The organism is Pseudomonas brassicacearum (assembly GCF_003732175.1).
Taxonomy (GTDB): Bacteria; Pseudomonadota; Gammaproteobacteria; order Pseudomonadales; family Pseudomonadaceae; genus Aquipseudomonas; species Aquipseudomonas brassicacearum_G.
Window position 1 is genome coordinate 15,119 of record NZ_MOBI01000031.1, and the last position, 19,860, is coordinate 34,978.

General features: G+C 59.1%; 15 protein-coding genes. 6 read left to right on the plus strand and 9 right to left on the minus strand.

Features of this window, described 5'->3' with window-relative positions; translation table 11 throughout:
• Positions 1-59 precede the first annotated feature (59 nt).
• The 7 genes from cmk to mtnA all read right to left on the minus strand — a co-directional run bounded on the left by cmk (position 60) and on the right by mtnA (position 10,512).
• Entirely contained in the window at positions 60-749 is a 690-nt protein-coding gene (gene cmk, locus BK658_RS27140) for a (d)CMP kinase (protein WP_054593462.1), read from the minus strand.
• Complete coding sequence (locus BK658_RS27145) at positions 746-2,953, minus strand: bifunctional prephenate dehydrogenase/3-phosphoshikimate 1-carboxyvinyltransferase (RefSeq protein WP_123585003.1); 2,208 nt, start codon at positions 2,951-2,953, stop codon at positions 746-748. The genes cmk and BK658_RS27145 overlap by 4 nt, the downstream gene beginning before the upstream one ends.
• Before the next feature lie 28 nt (positions 2,954-2,981).
• Positions 2,982-4,094: a histidinol-phosphate transaminase gene (gene hisC, locus BK658_RS27150; RefSeq protein ID WP_123584982.1), complete on the minus strand. Its 1,113-nt coding sequence runs from the start codon at positions 4,092-4,094 to the stop codon at positions 2,982-2,984.
• Positions 4,095-4,105: 11 nt separating this feature from the next.
• On the minus strand, positions 4,106-5,200 hold the full coding sequence (pheA, locus tag BK658_RS27155; protein ID WP_123584983.1) for a prephenate dehydratase: 1,095 nt from the start codon (positions 5,198-5,200) through the stop codon (positions 4,106-4,108).
• The gene (gene serC, locus BK658_RS27160; protein ID WP_123585004.1) at positions 5,200-6,285 is read right to left on the minus strand and encodes a 3-phosphoserine/phosphohydroxythreonine transaminase; all 1,086 of its coding nucleotides are present in this window, start codon (positions 6,283-6,285) and stop codon (positions 5,200-5,202) included. The genes pheA and serC overlap by 1 nt, the downstream gene beginning before the upstream one ends.
• Positions 6,286-6,349: 64 nt before the next feature.
• The gene (gene gyrA / locus BK658_RS27165) at positions 6,350-9,019 is read right to left on the minus strand and encodes a DNA gyrase subunit A (protein WP_123584984.1); all 2,670 of its coding nucleotides are present in this window, start codon (positions 9,017-9,019) and stop codon (positions 6,350-6,352) included.
• 416 nt (positions 9,020-9,435) lie between these two features.
• Complete coding sequence (mtnA, locus tag BK658_RS27170) at positions 9,436-10,512, minus strand: S-methyl-5-thioribose-1-phosphate isomerase (RefSeq protein ID WP_123584985.1); 1,077 nt, start codon at positions 10,510-10,512, stop codon at positions 9,436-9,438.
• Positions 10,513-10,620: 108 nt separating this feature from the next.
• On the opposite strand from mtnA, the gene BK658_RS27175 reads away from it, so the two are divergent.
• From BK658_RS27175 to BK658_RS27195, 5 genes are all read left to right on the plus strand, one after another.
• Positions 10,621-11,952: a TRZ/ATZ family hydrolase gene (locus tag BK658_RS27175; protein WP_123584986.1), complete on the plus strand. Its 1,332-nt coding sequence runs from the start codon at positions 10,621-10,623 to the stop codon at positions 11,950-11,952.
• A gap of 63 nt (positions 11,953-12,015) precedes the next feature.
• Entirely contained in the window at positions 12,016-12,714 is a 699-nt protein-coding gene (gene ubiG, locus BK658_RS27180; RefSeq protein ID WP_019692990.1) for a bifunctional 2-polyprenyl-6-hydroxyphenol methylase/3-demethylubiquinol 3-O-methyltransferase UbiG, read from the plus strand.
• 4 nt (positions 12,715-12,718) lie between these two features.
• Positions 12,719-13,390 carry an N-acetylmuramic acid 6-phosphate phosphatase MupP gene (gene mupP, locus BK658_RS27185; protein WP_123584987.1) on the plus strand — a complete coding sequence of 224 codons (672 nt, stop codon included), beginning with the start codon at positions 12,719-12,721 and terminating at the stop codon, positions 13,388-13,390.
• Between the two features lie 190 nt (positions 13,391-13,580).
• Positions 13,581-14,321, plus strand: a complete 741-nt coding sequence (locus BK658_RS27190) for a YciK family oxidoreductase (RefSeq protein ID WP_123584988.1) — start codon at positions 13,581-13,583, stop codon at positions 14,319-14,321.
• Positions 14,322-14,690: 369 nt separating this feature from the next.
• Positions 14,691-15,617 (plus strand): GGDEF domain-containing protein, encoded by a 927-nt coding sequence (locus BK658_RS27195; protein ID WP_123584989.1) that lies wholly within the window; start codon positions 14,691-14,693, stop codon positions 15,615-15,617.
• A gap of 140 nt (positions 15,618-15,757) precedes the next feature.
• On the opposite strand, the gene BK658_RS27200 is transcribed toward BK658_RS27195, so the two are convergent.
• Entirely contained in the window at positions 15,758-16,519 is a 762-nt protein-coding gene (locus tag BK658_RS27200; RefSeq protein WP_404943203.1) for an iron-containing redox enzyme family protein, read from the minus strand.
• 78 nt (positions 16,520-16,597) lie between these two features.
• A complete protein-coding gene (locus tag BK658_RS27205; protein WP_123584991.1) occupies positions 16,598-19,057 on the minus strand; it encodes an EAL domain-containing protein in 2,460 nt (819 codons plus the stop codon).
• 218 nt (positions 19,058-19,275) lie between these two features.
• On the opposite strand from BK658_RS27205, the gene BK658_RS30480 reads away from it, so the two are divergent.
• On the plus strand, positions 19,276-19,815 hold the full coding sequence (locus BK658_RS30480) for a hypothetical protein (protein WP_259740152.1): 540 nt from the start codon (positions 19,276-19,278) through the stop codon (positions 19,813-19,815).
• Positions 19,816-19,860 lie beyond the last annotated feature (45 nt).

The following is a 19,860-nucleotide window of genomic DNA, read 5'->3' on the forward strand; positions in this document are numbered from 1 at the left end:
TACGTTTATATAAAAGAAACGCCGCAAGACTATGACTGGTCCCCTGCGGTGTTTCTTGGTCACCCGGCGATATCGCGAATGGCGATCTCGCTCATGATGCGTTCCAGCACCTGCTCGATGGACAACTCCGTGGAATCCAGCTGTATGGCGTCGACCGCCGGCTTGAGCGGGGCTACCGCTCGCTGGGTGTCGCGCTCATCGCGCACACGGATCTCATCTAGCAGACTCGACAGACTAACACCCTCGACTTTGCCCTTCAACTGCAAATAACGACGGCGCGCCCGTTCCTCGGCACTGGCGGTCAGAAAAATCTTCAGCGGCGCGTCGGGAAATACAACGGTGCCCATGTCGCGGCCATCAGCCACCAACCCCGGCGCCTCCTGAAATGCCCGCTGGCGCTGCAGCAAGGCGTCACGCACCGCAGGCAGTGCCGCCACTTGCGAGGCCCATGCACCGACCTGCTCGTTGCGCAAATCGTCAGTGACATCATCACCTTCAAGGATGATGCGCTGCGGATGACCTTCGGTCGCCCCGATGAACTGCACATCGAGATGAGCGGCCAACAGCTTCAGCGACTCTTCATTGGTCAGGTCGACACCATGATTGCGCGCAGCGAATGCCAGCAAACGGTACAACGCACCGGAATCCAGCAAGCACCAACCCAGGCGCTTGGCGAGAATCCCGGCGATGGTGCCCTTGCCCGAGCCGCTCGGTCCGTCGATGGTGATTACCGGAGCATGGCTGGTCACGACTGAGCCTCTTGAGCAACACGAATACCGACTTGCGCGCACAACGCGAGGAAGTTCGGGAAGGAGGTCGCAACGTTGGCGCAGTCATGGATACGGATCGGCGCATTGGCGCGCAACGATGCAACGCTGAACGCCATGGCAATCCGGTGATCGCCGTGACCATGCACTTCGCCGCCGCCAATCTGGCTGCCGTCGATGATGATGCCGTCCGGCGTTGGCTCGCACTTGACGCCCAGCGCCAGCAAACCATCCGCCATCACCTGGATACGATCCGATTCCTTGACCCGCAACTCTTCCGCGCCACGCAGGATCGTCCGACCTTCTGCACAGGCCGCAGCCACGAACAGTACCGGGAATTCGTCAATGGCCAGCGGAACCAGCGCTTCAGGAATTTCGATACCCTTAAGCTTAGCTGCCCGCACGCGCAAATCAGCCACTGGCTCGCCACCGACTTCACGCTGGTTTTCCAGGGTGATATCGGCGCCCATCAGACGCAGGATGTCGATCACACCGGTACGGGTCGGGTTGATACCCACGTGCTCAAGCACCAGCTCCGAACCTTCGGCAATCGATGCTGCCACCAGGAAGAATGCCGACGAGGAGATATCGCCCGGCACTTCAATGTGCGTCGCGGTCAGCTTATGGCCGGATTCGACCGACGCGGTGGCGCCGTTGACAGTAACCGGGTAGCCGAAGCCACGCAGCATACGCTCGGTATGGTCACGCGTCGGAGCAGGCTCGGTGACGGTGGTCTTGCCCTCGGCGTACAGACCCGCCAACAGCAGGCAGGATTTAACCTGTGCGCTGGCCATCGGCATGGTGTAGGTCAGGCCCTTGAGCTTGTGGCCGCCACGAATGGTCATCGGTGGACGACCTTCTGCCGCCGTCTCGATCACCGCACCCATTTCGCGCAGCGGATTAGCCACACGATTCATCGGACGCTTGGACAGCGACGCATCGCCTGTCAAGGTACTGTCGAAGTCCTGCGCGGCCAGCAAGCCGGACAACAGACGCATCGACGTACCCGAGTTGCCCAGATAGATCGGGCCAGGAGCCGGCTTCAAGCCATGCAGGCCGACACCGTGAATGGTCACGCGACCATGGTGCGGACCTTCGATCACGACACCCATGTCACGGAAGGCCTGCAAGGTCGCCAGGGCATCTTCACCCTCAAGGAAACCTTCGACTTCGGTAACGCCTTCAGCGAGGGAGCCGAGCATGATCGAACGGTGGGAAATTGATTTGTCGCCCGGTACACGAATCCGCCCACTCAGGCGGCCACCAGGATTTGCCAGGAAAATCAGATCGTTGGAGTTCATAGCGTCCACATAGGCCCGGCGGGCCAGGATTTTACTGAAATGCTCGCGGGCAACCCGGGCGCGCGTAAAGACGCCCAACAGTTGGTGCCCGTCCCCTGCATCGACCGCGTCGCGCAAGGCGTCGAGATCGCTGCGAAATGTATCGAGTGTGCGCAGGACAGCTTCGCGATTGGCGAGGAAGATGTCGTGCCACATGACCGGGTCACTGCCGGCGATTCTCGTGAAATCGCGGAAACCGCCCGCAGCGTAACGGAAGATGTCCAGATTTTCACTGCGCTTGGCCAACGAATCGACCAAACCGAATGCCAGCAGGTGCGGCAAATGGCTGGTCGCCGCCAATACTTCGTCGTGACGCTCGACCTGCATGTGCTCGACATCGGCACCCAATTCGCGCCAGAGCCGGTCGACAATTGCCAGGGCAGCCGGATCGGTTTGCTTGAGCGGCGTCAGAATCACTTTGTGCCGATAGAACAACTGAGCGTTGGAAGCCTCGACCCCGCTCTGCTCGGAACCGGCGATCGGATGCCCCGGAACGAAGCGCGCCGGCATACCACCGAAGGCTTCGGTCGCAGCGCGCACCACATTGCCCTTGGCACTGCCGACATCGGTCAGAATCGCCGCCCCCAGGTCCATGCCAGCCAACAGCACCAGCAGTTTCTCCATCGCCAGGATCGGCACCGCCAACTGAATCACATCGGCGCCGCGGCAGGCGACAGCGAGGTCGTCTTCACAACGGTCCACCACGCCCAGCTCAACGGCCAGTTTTCGCGATTGCGGATCGAGATCAACACCAACCACTTCGCGGCACAACCCGCTTTCACGCAGGCCCTTGGCGAACGAACCACCGATCAGCCCGAGACCGACCACCACCAGGCGACCGATCATAGGCACAGCAGGTTGCACGGCGATGACATCAACCACGGGCCAGAACCTTGGCCAGCGCCTCGAGGAAGCGACTGTTTTCAGCCGGCAGACCGATGGTGATGCGCAAGTGATTCGGCATGCCGTAATTGGCCACCGGACGCACGATCACACCCTCATGCAGCAAGCCCTGGAAAACCGGCGCCGCAACGCGCCCCAGATCCACACAGATGAAGTTGCCTTTGGAAGGAATCCAGCTCAGCCCCAACTCACGGAAACCCGCTTCGAGCTGCTGCATGCCGGACTCGTTCAGGCGACGACTTTCAGCCAGGTATTCATCGTCCTGCAACGCCGCACAAGCCGCAGCCAGGGCCAGGCTATTGACATTGAATGGCTGACGCACACGGTTCAACACATCGGCGACCACCGCGGTCGACAAGCCATAACCCACACGCAACGCGGCCAGACCGTAGGCCTTGGAGAAGGTCCGGGAAACCAGCAGGTTCGGGTACGCCGCGAGAAAATCCAGGCCATCGGGCAGGTCGCTACCTTCGGCGTACTCGATGTACGCCTCATCCAGCACTACCAGCACACGCTCAGGCACGTCCTGCAGAAACTCGTCCAGCGCCTCGGCGTCGAACCAGGTTCCGGTCGGGTTGTTCGGGTTGGCGATGAACACCACGCGGGTGTTGCTGTCGATGGCTTCGAGCATGGCCGACAGGTCATGACCCCAGTCCTTGGCTGGAATCACTCGCGCCTCGGCACCCACAGCCTGAGTGACGATCGGGTAGACGGCGAACGCATGCTCACTGAAGACCGCATTCAGGCCTGGCGCCAGATAGGCACGCGCGACCAGCTCAAGAATGTCGTTGGAGCCGTTGCCCAATGTCACTTGATCGAGCTCCACCCGACACTGCTCAGCCAGCAGGGTTTTCAGCGCAAACCCGTTGCCGTCTGGATAGCGAGTCAGCTCAGCCAGCTCTTCGCGAATCGCCGCCAGTGCCTTGGGACTGGCACCCAGCGGGTTTTCGTTGCTCGCCAGCTTGACGATTTTTGCCGGATCGATGTCCAGCTCGCGGGCCAGTTCGTCCACGGGCTTGCCCGGAACGTAAGGCGAAAGTTGTTGCACGCCCGGCTGTGCCAGAGCGAGGAAGTCGCCACTCATTATCAACGCCTTTAGAGAACTGCTTTCGGGTAGGAACCCAACACTTTAAGTGCTACCGCTTCCTGACTGATTTTCTCCAGCACCGCTTTTATCAGCGGGTCGCGGTGGTGGCCGACGAAATCGATGAAGAACACGTAGGTCCACTTGCCGCTGCGCGATGGACGGGTTTCGATTCGCGTCAGGTCGATGCCATTGTCATGGAATGGCACCAGCAACTCGTGAAGCGCGCCAGGTTTGTTGCTCATCGAGACGATGATCGACGTTTTGTCGTCGCCGGTCGGTGGCACTTCCTGGCTGCCGATCATCAGGAATCGCGTGGAGTTGTCCGGGCGATCCTCGATTTTTTCGGCCAGACGGGTCAAACCGTACAAGCCTGCCGCCATGTCGCCGGCAATCGCCGCCGAGTTCCACTCACCCTTGACCCGCTTGGCCGCTTCGGCGTTGCTCGATACCGCCACGCGTTCGACGTTCGGGTAATGAGCGTCCAGCCACTTGCGGCACTGCGCCAGGGATTGGGCATGGGAATAAATGCGACTGATGCTGTCGGTCTTGGTGTTTTCACCCACCAGCAAGTGGTGGTGAATGCGCAGCTCGACTTCGCCACAGATAACCATGTCGTGCTCGAGGAAGCTGTCGAGGGTGTGGTTGACCGCACCTTCGGTGGAGTTTTCCACAGGCACCACGCCAAAGTTCACCGCACCGGCAGCCACTTCACGGAACACTTCGTCGATCGCCGCCATTGGCTTGCTGATCACCGCATGACCGAAGTGCTTCATGGCCGCCGCTTGAGTGAAAGTTCCTTCAGGGCCGAGGTAGGCCACTTTCAGCGGCTGCTCGAGCGCCAGGCACGAGGACATGATTTCACGGAACAACCGCGCCATCTCTTCGTTACCCAGCGGCCCCTGATTACGCTCCATTACGCGCTTGAGCACCTGAGCTTCACGCTCAGGACGATAGAACACCGGCACTTCGCCTTCGGCCAGCGAGGCCATCTTTACTCGCGCGACTTCCTGGGCGCAGCGTGCACGCTCACTGATCAGCTCGAGGATTTTTTCGTCCAGAGCATCAATGCGCAGGCGCAGTGCCTTGAGTTCTTGCTCAGACATTAGCCGTGTTCCTTCTCGAACTCTGCCATGTACGCCACCAGCGCATTGACTGCGTTGATGTCGACGGCGTTATAGATAGAGGCACGCATGCCGCCTACCGAACGGTGACCCTTGAGGTTCAGCAGACCGCGTGCTTCAGCACCGACCAGGAACGGCTTGTCGAGGCGATCGTCAGCCAGACGGAACGGCACGTTCATCCACGAGCGGTCAGCCTTGTTGATCGGGTTGCTGTACAAGCCGCTGGCATCGATGAAGTCATACAACGTGCGCTGCTTGACTTCATTGAGCTTGCCAATGGCCTCAACACCACCCTGCTCTTTCAGCCATTCGAACACAAGACCGGACAAGTACCAGGCCAGGGTCGGCGGAGTGTTGTACATCGAGCCATTGTCGGCCGCGACCTTGTAGTCAAGCATGGTCGGGCAGAACGAACGGGCACGACCCAGCAGGTCTTCACGCACGATGTTGACGACAACGCCGCTCGGGCCGATGTTTTTCTGGGCGCCGGCGTAGATCATGCCGAAACGCGAGATATCCACAGGGCGCGAGAGAATGTCCGAAGACATGTCTGCAACCAGCGGAACATCACCGGTTTCCGGGATCCACTGGAATTCCAGACCACCGATGGTTTCGTTCGGCGCGTAGTGCACGTAGGCCGCGTCTTGCGACAGCGTCCACTCGTTCTGGCCGGGAATTGCGAAATAGTCGTAAGGCTTGGCGGTCGCGGCAACATTGACGTGGCCGTAGCGCTGCGCTTCTTCAATGGCTTTCTGCGACCAGATACCGGTGTCGATATAGTCGGCCTTGCCGTTTTCCGGCAACAGGTTCAGAGGAATCTGAGCAAATTGCTGGCTGGCGCCGCCTTGCAGAAACAGCACTTTATAGTTCGAGGGGATATTCAGCAGATCACGCAGATCCTGCTCGGCCTTGGTCGCAATGGACACGAACTCATCGCTACGATGGCTCATTTCCATGACCGAGAGGCCCTTGCCATGCCAGTCGAGCAACTCCGACTGGGCACGCAACAGGACAGCTTCAGGCAGCGCAGCAGGACCTGCGCAGAAGTTATAGGCTCGTTTGCTCACATCCACTCTCGCTATGCATTCACGGTAGCGGACAGAGCAAACACTCTGCCCTGCTACGATTTGGTTAGTCTTGCGGCTCTTCTTCGTCAGCTGCGTCAGCCTGCTGGCTTTCGACAGTATCGTCCGGCTCGGTGCCGGCATCGAGCACCACACCTTCGAGCTCGGCACCCTCTTCGCCTTCCAGCTCTTCGCCTTCGACTTCCGATGGTTCCTGAACCCGCTCCAGACCGACCAGTGTTTCATCGCTGGCCAGTTTGATCAGGGTTACGCCCTGGGTGTTACGCCCCAGACTGGATACTTCGTCAACACGAGTACGCACCAGGGTGCCCTGGTCGGAAATCAGCATGATTTCCTCGCCGTCGAGCACCTGGACTGCACCGACCAGACGGCCGTTACGCTCGTTGCTGACCATGGCGATAACGCCCTGACCGCCACGCTTGTACTCAGGGAACTCGGTGATGGCGGTACGCTTGCCGAAACCACGCGCCGAAGCGGTGAGGATCTGGCTGCCTTCTTCCGGGATCAGCATGGAAATCAGCTTCTGACCTTCCGGCAGACGCATGCCGCGGACACCGCGAGCGGTACGGCCCATGGCGCGAACGTCGGACTCTTTGAAGCGGGTAACCTTGCCACCGTCGGAGAACAGCATGACTTCACGCTCGCCATCGGTGATGGCAGCGGAGATCAATACGTCGCCTTCGTCCAGCTCCAGAGCGATCAAACCAACGCTGCGCTGACGGCTGAAGGATTCCAGCGGGGTCTTCTTCACGGTGCCGTTGGCGGTAGCCATGAAGATGTAGTGACCTTCGGTGTATTCCTCGACCGGCAGCATGGTGGTGATGTATTCACCGTCGTCCAGCGGCAGCAGGTTGACCAGCGGACGACCACGGGCGGCGCGGGACGCTTCAGGAATTTCGTAGGTTTTCAGCCAGTAAACCTTGCCCTTGCTGGAGAACAGCAGCAGCGTGGTGTGGCTGTTGGCGACCAGCAGGTGAGCGATGTAGTCCTCATCCTTGACGCCGGTAGCCGATTTGCCTTTACCGCCACGACGCTGGGCCTGGTACGCAGCCAAAGGCTGGGTCTTGGCGTAGCCACCGTGGGAAATGGTCACGACGCGCTCTTCTTCCGGGATCATGTCACCCAGGGTCAGGTCCAGACGCGCATCGAGAATTTCGGTGCGACGCACATCGCCGTACTCGGCACGAATCACTTCCAGCTCTTCGCGGATCACTTCCATCAGGCGCGTGGCGCTATTGAGGATGCGGATCAGCTCGCCGATCTGGTTGAGGATCTCTTGATACTCGGCCAGCAGTTTTTCGTGTTCCAGGCCGGTCAGACGGTGCAGACGCAGTTCCAGAATGGCTTGCGCCTGTTCCGGCGACAGGAAGTACTTGCCTTCGCGCAGACCGTATTGCGGGTCCAGGGTCTCTGGACGGCAAGAGTCAGCACCGGCGCGCTCAACCATCGCAACCACCGCGGAGGATTCCCACGGCGTGCTGATCAGCGCTTCCTTGGCTTCCGACGGCGTTGGCGAAGCCTTGATCAGGGCGATGACCGGGTCGATGTTCGACAGCGCAACCGCCTGACCTTCGAGGATGTGACCACGCTCACGGGCTTTACGCAGTTCGAACACGGTACGACGGGTCACCACTTCGCGGCGGTGACGCACGAAGGCTTCCAGCAAGTCCTTGAGGTTCAGGATCCGCGGACGGCCGTCGATCAGCGCGACGATGTTGATACCGAACACCGCTTGCAGCTGGGTCTGGGCGTAGAGGTTGTTGAGGATAACCTCAGGCACTTCGCCACGACGCAGCTCAATCACAACGCGCATACCGTCTTTGTCGGACTCGTCGCGCAGTTCGGTGATGCCTTCCAGCTTCTTCTCTTTGACCAGCTCGGCGATCTTCTCGATCAGACGCGCCTTGTTCAACTGGTAAGGCAGTTCGGTGATGACGATCTGCTGACGGCCACCGACCTTGTCGATGTCTTCGATGATCGAACGGGCACGCATGTAAATGCGCCCGCGACCGGTGCGGTAGGCTTCGATGATACCGGCGCGACCATTGATGATCGCGGCGGTCGGGAAGTCCGGACCAGGGATGTATTGCATCAGCTCATCGATGGTCAACTCGGGGTTGTCGATGAGTGCCAGGCAACCGTCGATGACTTCACCGAGGTTGTGCGGCGGAATGTTGGTCGCCATGCCCACGGCGATACCGCTGGAGCCGTTGACCAGCAGGTTGGGAATGCGGGTCGGCATGACCGCCGGGATCATTTCGGTGCCGTCGTAGTTCGGCACCCAGTCCACGGTTTCTTTATGCAGGTCAGCCAGCAGCTCGTGCGCCAGCTTGGTCATGCGCACTTCGGTGTATCGCATCGCAGCGGCGTTGTCGCCGTCGACCGAACCGAAGTTGCCCTGACCGTCTACCAGCAGGTAACGCAGCGAGAATGGCTGCGCCATACGAACGATGGTGTCGTACACCGCGGTATCACCGTGCGGGTGATACTTACCGATCACGTCACCGACAACACGGGCAGATTTCTTGTACGGCTTGTTGAAGTCGTTACCCAGCTCGCTCATCGCGAACAGCACACGCCGATGCACGGGCTTCAAGCCATCGCGCGCATCAGGCAGTGCCCGACCGACAATTACGCTCATCGCGTAGTCGAGGTAGGACTGTTTCAGCTCGTCTTCGATATTGACCGGGAGGATTTCTTTGGCCAGTTCGCCCATGAGAAGCCTGATTCCTTTTTCTGGTGAAACTTCGTCACATCCATATGGGACGAACGAAGCTCGCCGCTGCAGGCTGAGTGCCAGCACCGACTTACGACAAATCAACGAGTTATGCCATGGATCTGCGCAGTAAAGGCAGCTACATCGAGCTACCTTGGAAACCGCCGGATGTTATCACAAGAGCCGCCACGCACCTATCCCCCAGATGCGCATGGAGCATAGTTAGTTGACCGGTGACAGGCGTAAAGGCGACGAGAGAGGCTTAGAGCCAGATTTCAGGTCTGACTCTGGCTGATTTGTTGACCTTGAGGGCCCCATCGCGAGCAAGCTCGCTCCCACAATTGACCGAGGCAGTCACAGATTTTGCGAACGTCATCGATCTAATGTGGGAGCGAGCTTGCTCGCGATAGCGATCTTCAATGCAACCGCTTGCGGCACATGAGTTGTGCCATCTTCGCGGCGTCCGGGCGTTCGACGATGCCTTTTTCGGTGACGATGACGTCGATCAGGTCAGCCGGCGTGACATCGAACACCGGATTGAATGCATCGACATCAGCCCCCACCCGTTTCCCACCGATGTCCAGCAACTCGCTGCCATCACGCTCTTCGATCGGGATGTCGTCGCCACTGGCCAGGTTCATGTCAATGGTCGAACTCGGCGCCACCACCATGAAACGCACGCCGTGGTGCATGGCATTGACCGCCAACTGGTAAGTGCCGATCTTGTTCGCCACGTCACCGTTGGCGGTAATTCGGTCAGCGCCGACGATCACCCAGGTCACACCCTTGGTTTTCATGATGTGCGCAGCGGCCGAGTCGGCGTTCAGGGTGACCGGAATGCCTTCGTTGGCCAGTTCCCAGGCGGTCAAGCGCGAGCCTTGCAGCCAAGGCCGGGTTTCGTCGGCGTAAACCCGCTCGATCATGCCTTCCAGGAACGCGCCACGAATCACTCCGAGCGCAGTGCCGAAACCGCCAGTCGCCAATGCCCCCGTATTACAGTGGGTCAAAACAGCCTGGGCATTGCCCTGATGCTTGCGGATCAGGTCAACACCCAATTGCGCCATGGTCAGGTTGGCTTCGCGATCACTTTCATGGATTGCCAAGGCCTCGGCCTCAAGCACTTCCAATGGCTTGGGGTGATCCTTGAGCCGCTCCAGGCGTTCGCGCATGCGACCCAGCGCCCAGAACAGGTTGACGGCGGTCGGCCGTGAATCCGCAAGCAGGGCAAAGTCTTCTTCCAGCGCCGCCTGCCAGTCGCCACCCGCAGTAAACCGCGCGCGCGCCGCCAGCACCACGCCGTAGGCTGCGCTGATGCCGATTGCCGGAGCACCACGCACCACCATCGAGCGAATAGCCTCAGCCACACCCGCTGCGCTGGTATAGGCAATCCAGGTTTCCTCGAATGGCAGAATGCGCTGATCCAGCAGGTACAGGGCGCCGTCCCGCCAATCGATGGCCTTCACCTTCTCCGCAGCCAACAGTCGATCGCGCATCCCTCACCCCGCACTCATGAACAAAAGCCGCCGATTATAGCGATCCCCCCGCGAAGACGCTCGGGTATACTTCGCCATCCTTTATAAAAGCACTGGACCGAACCCTCAATGCCGAATCCTGCCGCTGCGCTCGACTTACTCTTGCTGCCAACCTGGTTAGTACCTGTCGAACCTGCTGGCGTAGTCCTCAAGGAGCACGGCCTGGGCATCCGCGACGGGCGTATTGCGTTTATCGGCCCGCGCAGCGAAGCCTTGAAGTTCAAGGCCAGCGAGGTCCGTGAACTGCCGGGCATGCTGCTCAGCCCGGGCCTGATCAACGCCCACGGACATGCTGCGATGACATTGTTCCGTGGCCTGGCCGATGATTTGCCGCTGATGACCTGGCTTGAGCAGCACATCTGGCCAGCCGAGACCAAATGGGTCGATGAGGCCTTCGTCCGCGACGGCACCGACCTGGCCATTGCCGAGCAGATCAAAGGTGGCATCACCTGCTTCTCGGACATGTATTTTTTCCCGAAAGTTGCCAGCGAACGCGTGCACAACAGCGGTATTCGCGCACAAATCGCCATCCCGATCCTCGATTTCCCGATTCCCGGCGCCTGCGATGCGGATGAGGCTATCCGTCAGGGCGTCGAGCTGTTCGGCGATCTCAAGCATCACCCGCGCATCAAAATAACCTTCGGCCCTCATGCACCCTACACCGTCGGTGACGAAAACCTCGAAAAAATCCGGGTGATCGCCGAGGAACTGGACGCAGCGATTCACATGCACGTCCACGAAACAGCCTTCGAAGTCCAGCAATCGGTCGAACAGCGCGGCGAGCGGCCATTGGCCCGCCTCGGTCGCCTGGGCCTGCTCGGACCGCGCTTCCAGGCCGTTCACATGACGCAAATCAGCGAAGAAGACCTGGCGTTACTGGTAGAAAGCAACACCAGCGTGATTCATTGCCCGGAATCGAACCTGAAACTGGCCTGCGGATTTTGCCCGGTTGAGCGCTTGTGGCAGGCTGGAGTCAATGTGGCGGTCGGCACCGATGGCGCGGCCAGCAACAATGACCTCGACCTGCTGGGCGAAACCCGCACCGCCGCCCTGCTGGCCAAAGCCGTTGCCGGCTCGGCCTCCGCCCTGGACGCTCATCGCGCCTTGCGCATGGCAACCCTCAACGGGGCCCGTGCGCTGGGGCTGGAAGCCGAAGTGGGCTCGCTGGAAGTTGGCAAGGCCGCGGACATGGTGGCCTTCGACCTATCTGGCCTGGCCCAGCAACCAGTTTATGACCCGGTGTCGCAGCTTATCTATGCCACTGGCCGGGACTGTGTGAAACACCTTTGGGTCGCCGGCAAGCAATTGCTCGACGATCGGCGCCTGACGCGCCTCGATGAACAACAGCTATGCGCCACGGCCACCGCCTGGGGCCAGCGCATCAGCGGACACGCCGAATAGAACGACCCCTTGAATCGAACTTCAAGGCTGACAGCAGAATTTTTTAGATTTAGAGGATTACCCATGAGCAACGTCGACCACGCTGAAATCGCCAAATTCGAAGCCCTGGCTCATCGCTGGTGGGACCGCGAAAGCGAGTTCAAGCCGCTGCACGACATCAACCCGCTGCGGGTCAACTGGATTGACGAACGCGTCAAACTGGCCGGCAAGAAGGTCCTGGACGTCGGTTGCGGTGGTGGCATCCTCAGCGAATCCATGGCACAACGCGGCGCCACCGTGATGGGCATCGACATGGGCGAAGCGCCGTTGGCGGTCGCGCAACTGCATCAATTGGAATCCGGCGTCAGCGTCGAGTACCGGCAGATCACCGCCGAAGCCCTGGCGGAAGAAATGCCCGAGCAATTCGACGTGGTCACCTGCCTGGAAATGCTCGAACACGTGCCCGACCCATCGTCGGTCATTCGTGCCTGCTTCCGCATGGTAAAACCGGGTGGCCAGGTGTTCTTCTCGACCATCAACCGTAATCCGAAGGCTTACCTGTTCGCTATCGTCGGTGCCGAATACATCATGAAACTGCTGCCGCGCGGCACGCATGATTTCAAGAAATTCATCCGCCCTTCCGAACTCGGTGCCTGGAGCCGCCAGGCCGGCCTGAGCGTCAAGGACATCATTGGCCTGACGTACAACCCGCTGACCAAGCACTACAAGCTGGCTGCCGATGTTGACGTCAACTACATGATCCAGACGCTGCGCGAGGAGTAAGCCGATGGCAATCAGAGCAGTTCTTTTTGACATGGACGGCACCCTGCTCGACACCGCGCCGGACTTCATTGCCATCTGCCAAAGCATGCTGGCAGACCGCGGGCTGGCGCCGATCCCGGACAAACACATCCGCGACGAGATCTCTGGCGGGGCGAAAGCCATGGTAGCGGTAACCTTCTCGATGGACCCGGAGTCACCGGGCTTCGAGGCGTTGCGACTGGAGTTCCTGGAGCGCTATCTCAAGGGTTGCGCGGTTCACAGCAAACTCTTCGATGGCATGGCTGAACTGTTGGCCGACATCGAGAAATCCAATCTGATCTGGGGCGTGGTGACCAACAAACCGCTGCGCTTCGCTGAGCTGATCATGCAACAACTGGGACTGGCCAAACGCTCGGCGCTGTTGATTTGCCCGGACCACGTGACCAACAGCAAGCCGCACCCGGAGCCGTTGATCCTCGCGTGCAAAATGCTCGACCTGGACCCGGCCAGCGTGCTGTTTGTGGGCGACGACCTGCGCGATATCGAGTCGGGCCGCGATGCCGGCACCCGGACCGCCGCGGTGACCTTTGGCTACATTCACCCTGATGACAATCCACGAAACTGGGGGGCCGACGTGGTGGTGGACCACCCTTCGGAGTTGCGCAAGGTGCTCGATAGCGCGCTGTGTAGCTGCTGATCTAACTGGCTGCCGGAGGCATTTGTGGCGAGGGGGCTTGCCCCCGCTGGGTTGCGAAGCGACCCCAGGCTCGGTTTGTCAGCTTCACCGAACTGGCTGATTTACGACTGCTTCGCAGCCGAACGGGGCGGTGCGGCGTTCCGACAAGCCCCCTCGCCACAGTCTGTTTTCTGCTTTGTAGAGGTTTTTTATGTTTGATTATTCCGCCCGCCCTGAACTGCTCAAAGATCGGGTCATCCTGGTCACTGGTGCTGGTCGCGGTATCGGCGCTGCCGCGGCAAAAACCTATGCCGCTCACGGCGCTACCGTACTGCTGCTGGGCAAGACCGAGGCCAATCTGACCCAGGTTTACGACGAAATCGAAGCGGCCGGTTATCCACAGCCTGCAGTGATTCCGTTCAACCTGGAAACCGCCCTGCCGCATCAATACGACGAACTCGCGGCCATGATCGAAACCGAATTCGGTCACCTTGATGGCTTGCTGCACAACGCCTCGATCATTGGCCCGCGCACGCCACTGGAGCAACTCTCCGGCGAAAACTTCATGCGTGTGATGCACGTCAACGTCAATGCCATGTTCATGCTGACCAGCACCCTGCTGCCACTGCTCAAGCTGTCTCGGGACGCCTCGGTGATCTTCACCTCCAGCAGCGTCGGCCGCAAAGGTCGTGCGTACTGGGGCGCTTATGGCGTGTCGAAGTTCGCCACCGAAGGCCTGATGCAAACCCTGGCCGACGAAGTCGACAGCGTCGCGCCGGTTCGCTCCAACAGCATCAACCCAGGCGCTACCCGCACCAGCATGCGCGCTCAAGCGTACCCGGGCGAAAACCCGGCCAACAACCCAACGCCTGAAGAGATCATGCCGGTCTACCTGTACCTGATGGGACCGGACAGCACCGGTATCAACGGTCAGGCGTTCAACGCTCAGTAAAGCCCTCACTGTACCCCGCTGCCGCGACGGCATACTGTCGCGGTACGCGCCTCACCCCCTTCAAGCGCCTGTTTGAAGTCAATCAAATGCCGCCGAATCCGCCACCAGAAACCGATACACAAGCCAACAAGCTGATTTAAAACGAGTTTTATTCATCTGAACCGAATGGCATGACTTTCGCTCTAACCCTGTGAAACACGCAGCGTGTTAGCGATCGGGCAGCGCCATGTCGAGCTTACTTTTGCTCGACAAAGCAGACTAAAATCTAGCCACATGTCCTACGCGACTGATGGACCAGTATGACGCGCAGCCCAAAGCCGCTCTCACCCAGCCTGTAAGACAGCATTCCTGCTTAGGGGCTCACGCCATATGAAATCTCCAACCCAGACCAACGCCATTGACTTCGATAGCGCCAAAATGCAGCGGCTGGGCTTTGGCCAGTTGCCGCCCCTTCTGGAGCGTCCTGCCAGCCTCGGTCAATTGCGCCAGCAACTGGGCCTGCAACTGCAAACCAGCCTTGAGCCGCAGCGCATTCTGGGATTGTTTTTCCGCGAAATTCAGCGCCTTGTGCCACTGGACGCCTTGAACTATCAGCACAAGACCAGCGATCTGCGCCTGGAGTTCGGTCAGCGCGGACATCACTCGGTAAGCTACAGACTGAGCCACGAAGGCACACACTTGGGCGATCTGGTGTTCCGTCGCAATCAGCGCTTCAGCGAAAAGGATCAGGGCAACCTCGAGTCCCTGTTATCCACCCTGCTCTTCCCGATGCGCAATGCCCTGCTCTATCGAGCGGCCACTCAAAGTGCATTGCGCGACCCACTGACAGGAACCGGAAATCGAATTGCCATGGATCAGACCCTGCAAAGGGAGATCGACATGGCCCGGCGACACATGCAGCCGCTGTCGTTGTTGATGCTCGATATCGATCACTTCAAACAGATCAATGACAACTACGGTCACAGCGCCGGCGATGACGTGTTGAAGGCTGTCGCAACCTCGATCAAAGACCAGTTGCGCAACGTAGACATGGTCTTTCGCTTCGGCGGAGAAGAGTTTCTGATTCTGCTGTCCAACACCAGCCGCGAAGCTGCTGCGATGATAGGCGAACGCCTGCGCTATGCCGCACAAGCCGGGGAGTATTCGGCGGATGGGACGCTGATCGGCTTAACGGTCAGCCTCGGATGCTCGACGCTGCTGCCGGGTGAGTCCGCAGACAGCTTGTTGCGACGCGCCGACAGTGCGCTGTATGTGGCCAAGCGCGAGGGACGTAACCGGTTGGCGATGGCGGGTTGAATCACCAGCAACCATACAAACCAAATGTGGGAGCGAGCCTGCTCGCGATGCAGGCAACCCGGTTTAACAGGAAACCGGGTTGCCTGCATCGCGAGCAGGCTCGCTCCCACAATGGTTTTGTACTGTCTTGAATTAACGGATCAGCTTTCGACCAGCGCCATCCGTTCCCGGGCTACCGGAACCCTTTCGGAGTGCTCCAGTTGCATGCAGCGTTCCAGGAACAGATACATGTAGTCGTAGCTCTTGCAGATCGCCTGACGCAGTTCAGCTTGCAGGGATCTGGCGGGGTTCAGGCCCGCCAGCGTGCAGATGATTTCCAGGGCTTCCCACGGATGGGCATCATCGTATTGAGCGTGCATTTTCAGCCACTTCATCGCGCGTTTGCGGTCGTCCTCTGGGAACGCTGCTGCATAGACACCACTGGAACACACCAGCGCCGACCACTCCCCGGTCGCCCCTTCAATGGCATAGTTGGTCGCTGCAATGGCAACAATCAGCGAATCCGCCGAGCTGGTATGCCAGCACCAATGACTCAATGCATGAAGTTCAGGGGTAACCTGCTGTGCCTGCAAATCCTCCAGGCTAACGCCATGCGCGCGACTCCAGTGCACCCAATAATCGGCATGATTAAGCTCAACCCGAATGTTGCGCATCAGCCAGCGACGCGCCATGTCCTCGCCAGGATGACGGGCAAAGCGGGTCTTCGTCAGGTTTTGCGCCATGTACAACGCGAACTGCTCAACGACCGGCCAGCCACCAATCAGGTACTGACGCATGGTCCTTGCACTGAGTTTGTTGTCACGCATCCGCTGATACAGTTCATGTTCGACAACCCGACGCTTGCTCTCGCTGCAATCCCGGATCAGCTGCTGAGCCCAGGCTGGGTAACTTGCGGCTTCCATAAGCGGGCCGGATCTGTTGAATGTATCGATCACTGTCGCACTCCTTTTGATTGTGATGGTACGGATCAGCAAGAGATTTCAACGGAACGTGCCAGGCGCCTTGAATAACAGAGGCTGCGGTCTGGCGGGCCGACATTGCAGGCTGTCACAGGTAAACAATTGCGGGCGTTCAATGATATACCCTTGAGCATAATCCACCCCGATCTCCAGCAATGCCTGCTCGATCTGGGATGTTTCAACAAACTCGGCAATGGTGCGCTTACCCATGACATGACCGATGTGATTGATCACTTCGACCATTGCACGGTTAATCGGGTCGTCCAGCATATCCTTTACGAAACTCCCGTCGATCTTCAAGAAGTCTACAGGTAAATGTTTTAGATAGGCGAATGAGGACATACCGGCACAAAAGTCATCCAAGGAAAAATGGCATCCTAACCCTTTGAGTTCGTTAATAAATCTGATTGCACTACCCAGATTGGAAATCGCACTGGTTTCAGTGATTTCAAAACAAATCATTTCAGGCGGGATGGCATAGGCAGTGAATTTTTCACGCAGGAAGTGCAGAAAAGCCTCATCACCGATGGTAGTGCCTGACAGATTGATCGCACACATGGCCAACGGCCCTTGGCGCTCTTGTGCGATGCCCTGCGCAATGATCCTGAAAACATTCTCGACCACCCAACGATCCAGGGACGTCATGAGCCCATAACGCTCGGCGGCAGGAATGAAGCTGTCCGGCAGAATCATCCGCCCGGCTTCGTCGTGCAGACGCAGCAGGATTTCAATATGCCCACCACCCCGTTCGATATGCCCCAGCGCAGCGATTTCCTGGGAGTACAGACAGAAGCGGTTCTCTTCCAGCGCCATGTGCAGGCGCTGTACCCAGGCCATCTCGCCAAAGCGCAGGGACAACTCGGAGTCGTCAGCGTGATAGACCTGCACCCGATTGCGGCCCTTCTCCTTGGCCATGTAGCAGGCCATGTCGGCAGCACGCAATGAAGCCTCCAGGGTGGCCGGAGCTTGAATGATGTGCACCAGACCGATGCTGACGGTGGTCACGAATGGCCGGCCTTTCCAGACAAAGTGCAGGTTTTGTACCGTCTGGCGCAGGCCCTCGGCGATTTTTTCCGAGGCTTGCGGCGAGCAGTTTTCCAGCAGAATGCCGAACTCGTCACCGCCCAATCGGGCCAAGGTGTCACCTTCGCGCAAACCCGATTGCAACAGTGCGCAGATATGCCGTAGCAGCTCATCACCCGCAGCATGTCCGCAAGTGTCGTTGACCAGTTTGAATTGATCCAGATCGAGGAACATCAAGGCATGTCGGGCGGGCTGGCGCGTCAGGTTATGCAACGCCTGCTCCAGGCGATATTCGAATTCGCGGCGGTTGGCCAGCCCGGTCAGCGCATCGTGGGTGGCCTGCCAGGAAAGATTGGCGATGTACTGCCGCTCCTGGGTCATGTCATGCAGCACCAGTACCGTGCCACTGACTTTACCGGCATTGCGAATCGGCGAACCTACCAGCGTGACTGAAACCGTGCTGCCGTCCAGCCTCTGAATCAGTTTGGAGTGTTCACTGCCGCCGCTGAGCTGACCGCTGAGAATATGCTCGATCAGTGTGAAGCCATCCGCCTGGGCATTTTCATCCAGCAGATTGAACAAGGCTGCCAACGGCAGCCCGATTGCCTGCTCAGCCTTCCAGTGGGTCAACTCCTCGGCTGCCGGGTTCATGTAAGCGATGGCGCCTTCAACGTCGGTGGTGATCACGCCATCGCCAATGGACTGCAAGGTGATTTGCGCGCGTTCCTTTTCCAGCTGCAAGGCATTGGCAAACGCGTGGCGCTGAGCCAGTAGCTTATGGGTGCGCAAGAGTGCCAGAGCAATCAACCCCAACGCCGTGGCCAGGTTGGTGAACAGCAACAACCGCAGAATCAGCCGCGAGCCCTCGCCCAGCGCGTCACTGAACGCTTTGGCGGCGGGTGTCACTCCTTCATTGATGGCAAATATCCGGGCTTTCCAGCGCTGAATGTCGGCGTCGCTCGCCTGGTTGCCGACAATGCGCTGATGCATTTCAAGGGCGACGTTATCGAGCTGCACCAGGTAGGCATCGCCCACGGTCCAGCGATCGATAGCGGTTTCCAGGTAACTGAAATGCCGGAAGTTCAGGTACAGCCAAATCAGGCTTGAAGCGTCATCGGGATGGTTACCACCCTTGAGGATACCCCGCCTGGCGGCCTCAAGATCAGGCGGCTGATGATCCAGCGCGACCCGCAGTTCATGCCCGCCCTGGGGGACTGAAATAGCCTTCTGGTACTTGAGGAAAATCGACTCGTCACGACTGTCAGCGTAGAGATTGAGGTAATAGATGGCGTCTTTCTGGCCCTTGGACCACAGGCTTTCTCCGGCAACGTAGCCGCGAACCGCCGACAAAACGTACAGGCTGACGCCGCCCAACAGGGCCTGAAATAACACGACGGCGATAAATGGCCAGACGATGCCCAACAACCGTGGCGTTCCGAGAGTCCGCTTTTGCTTCATGAGATTCCTTGCGCCGCACTGCCCGGTTGTCGTCCGGACCAGATCGCTACAGCTAGACTAGGGTGCGTTCCCGGTTCCGGCAAGCAGAGGATCGGCCTCAATGCCGCCCACATACGACCCACATATGTATATACCGCCGATACCGGTTTAGAGATCTGTTTACTGGGCACTTCGGGCTCCCCCTATCCATTGTGGGAACCCTTTCAAAGGAGTGCAACATGACAGAGACGTCTTTACCTTCACCTGATCAACGCCCCCCGTCACCGACGGACGAAGAGTTTCGCGCCAGACAGGCTCTGGGACTCGACGACGGCCCGGATATCGAAGACTTGGGCCTGCGCCCCACTGCCCAGGATCGAAGAGGGTTCAAGGCTATCCAACGCGCGGCCCCGGACCTCGCGCAACACATGACCATCGTCACTTTCACGGCAAAACGCATCGATGCTCAAATCACCGACATCGTGAAGGCTTTCCTGAACGGCAAGAATTCCTTAATCGGTTATCTCGGCGCCTCTGTATTGGCTTCCGCCTCCATGGATCAACTGCGTGCGACGCCCTCTGTATTCCTCCAGCGAATGTTGAACACGGTTGAAGCGCAAGACCTGGGCGACAGGCTGCTCAAGGCACTCAAGTGGTATGGCGCACGCCCTGGTGAACAGACTTCGGCATCCGTACGCCATCAACTGGTTTGCAAAACCATATGCCTTTACCTGCACGCTCCGTCAGCCGATGAGAAGGAACTCGCCGGATTCCGCTAGCATGATCGGGCTCACTGGGGCAAAAGCTACCAGCCCCTGCGCAGC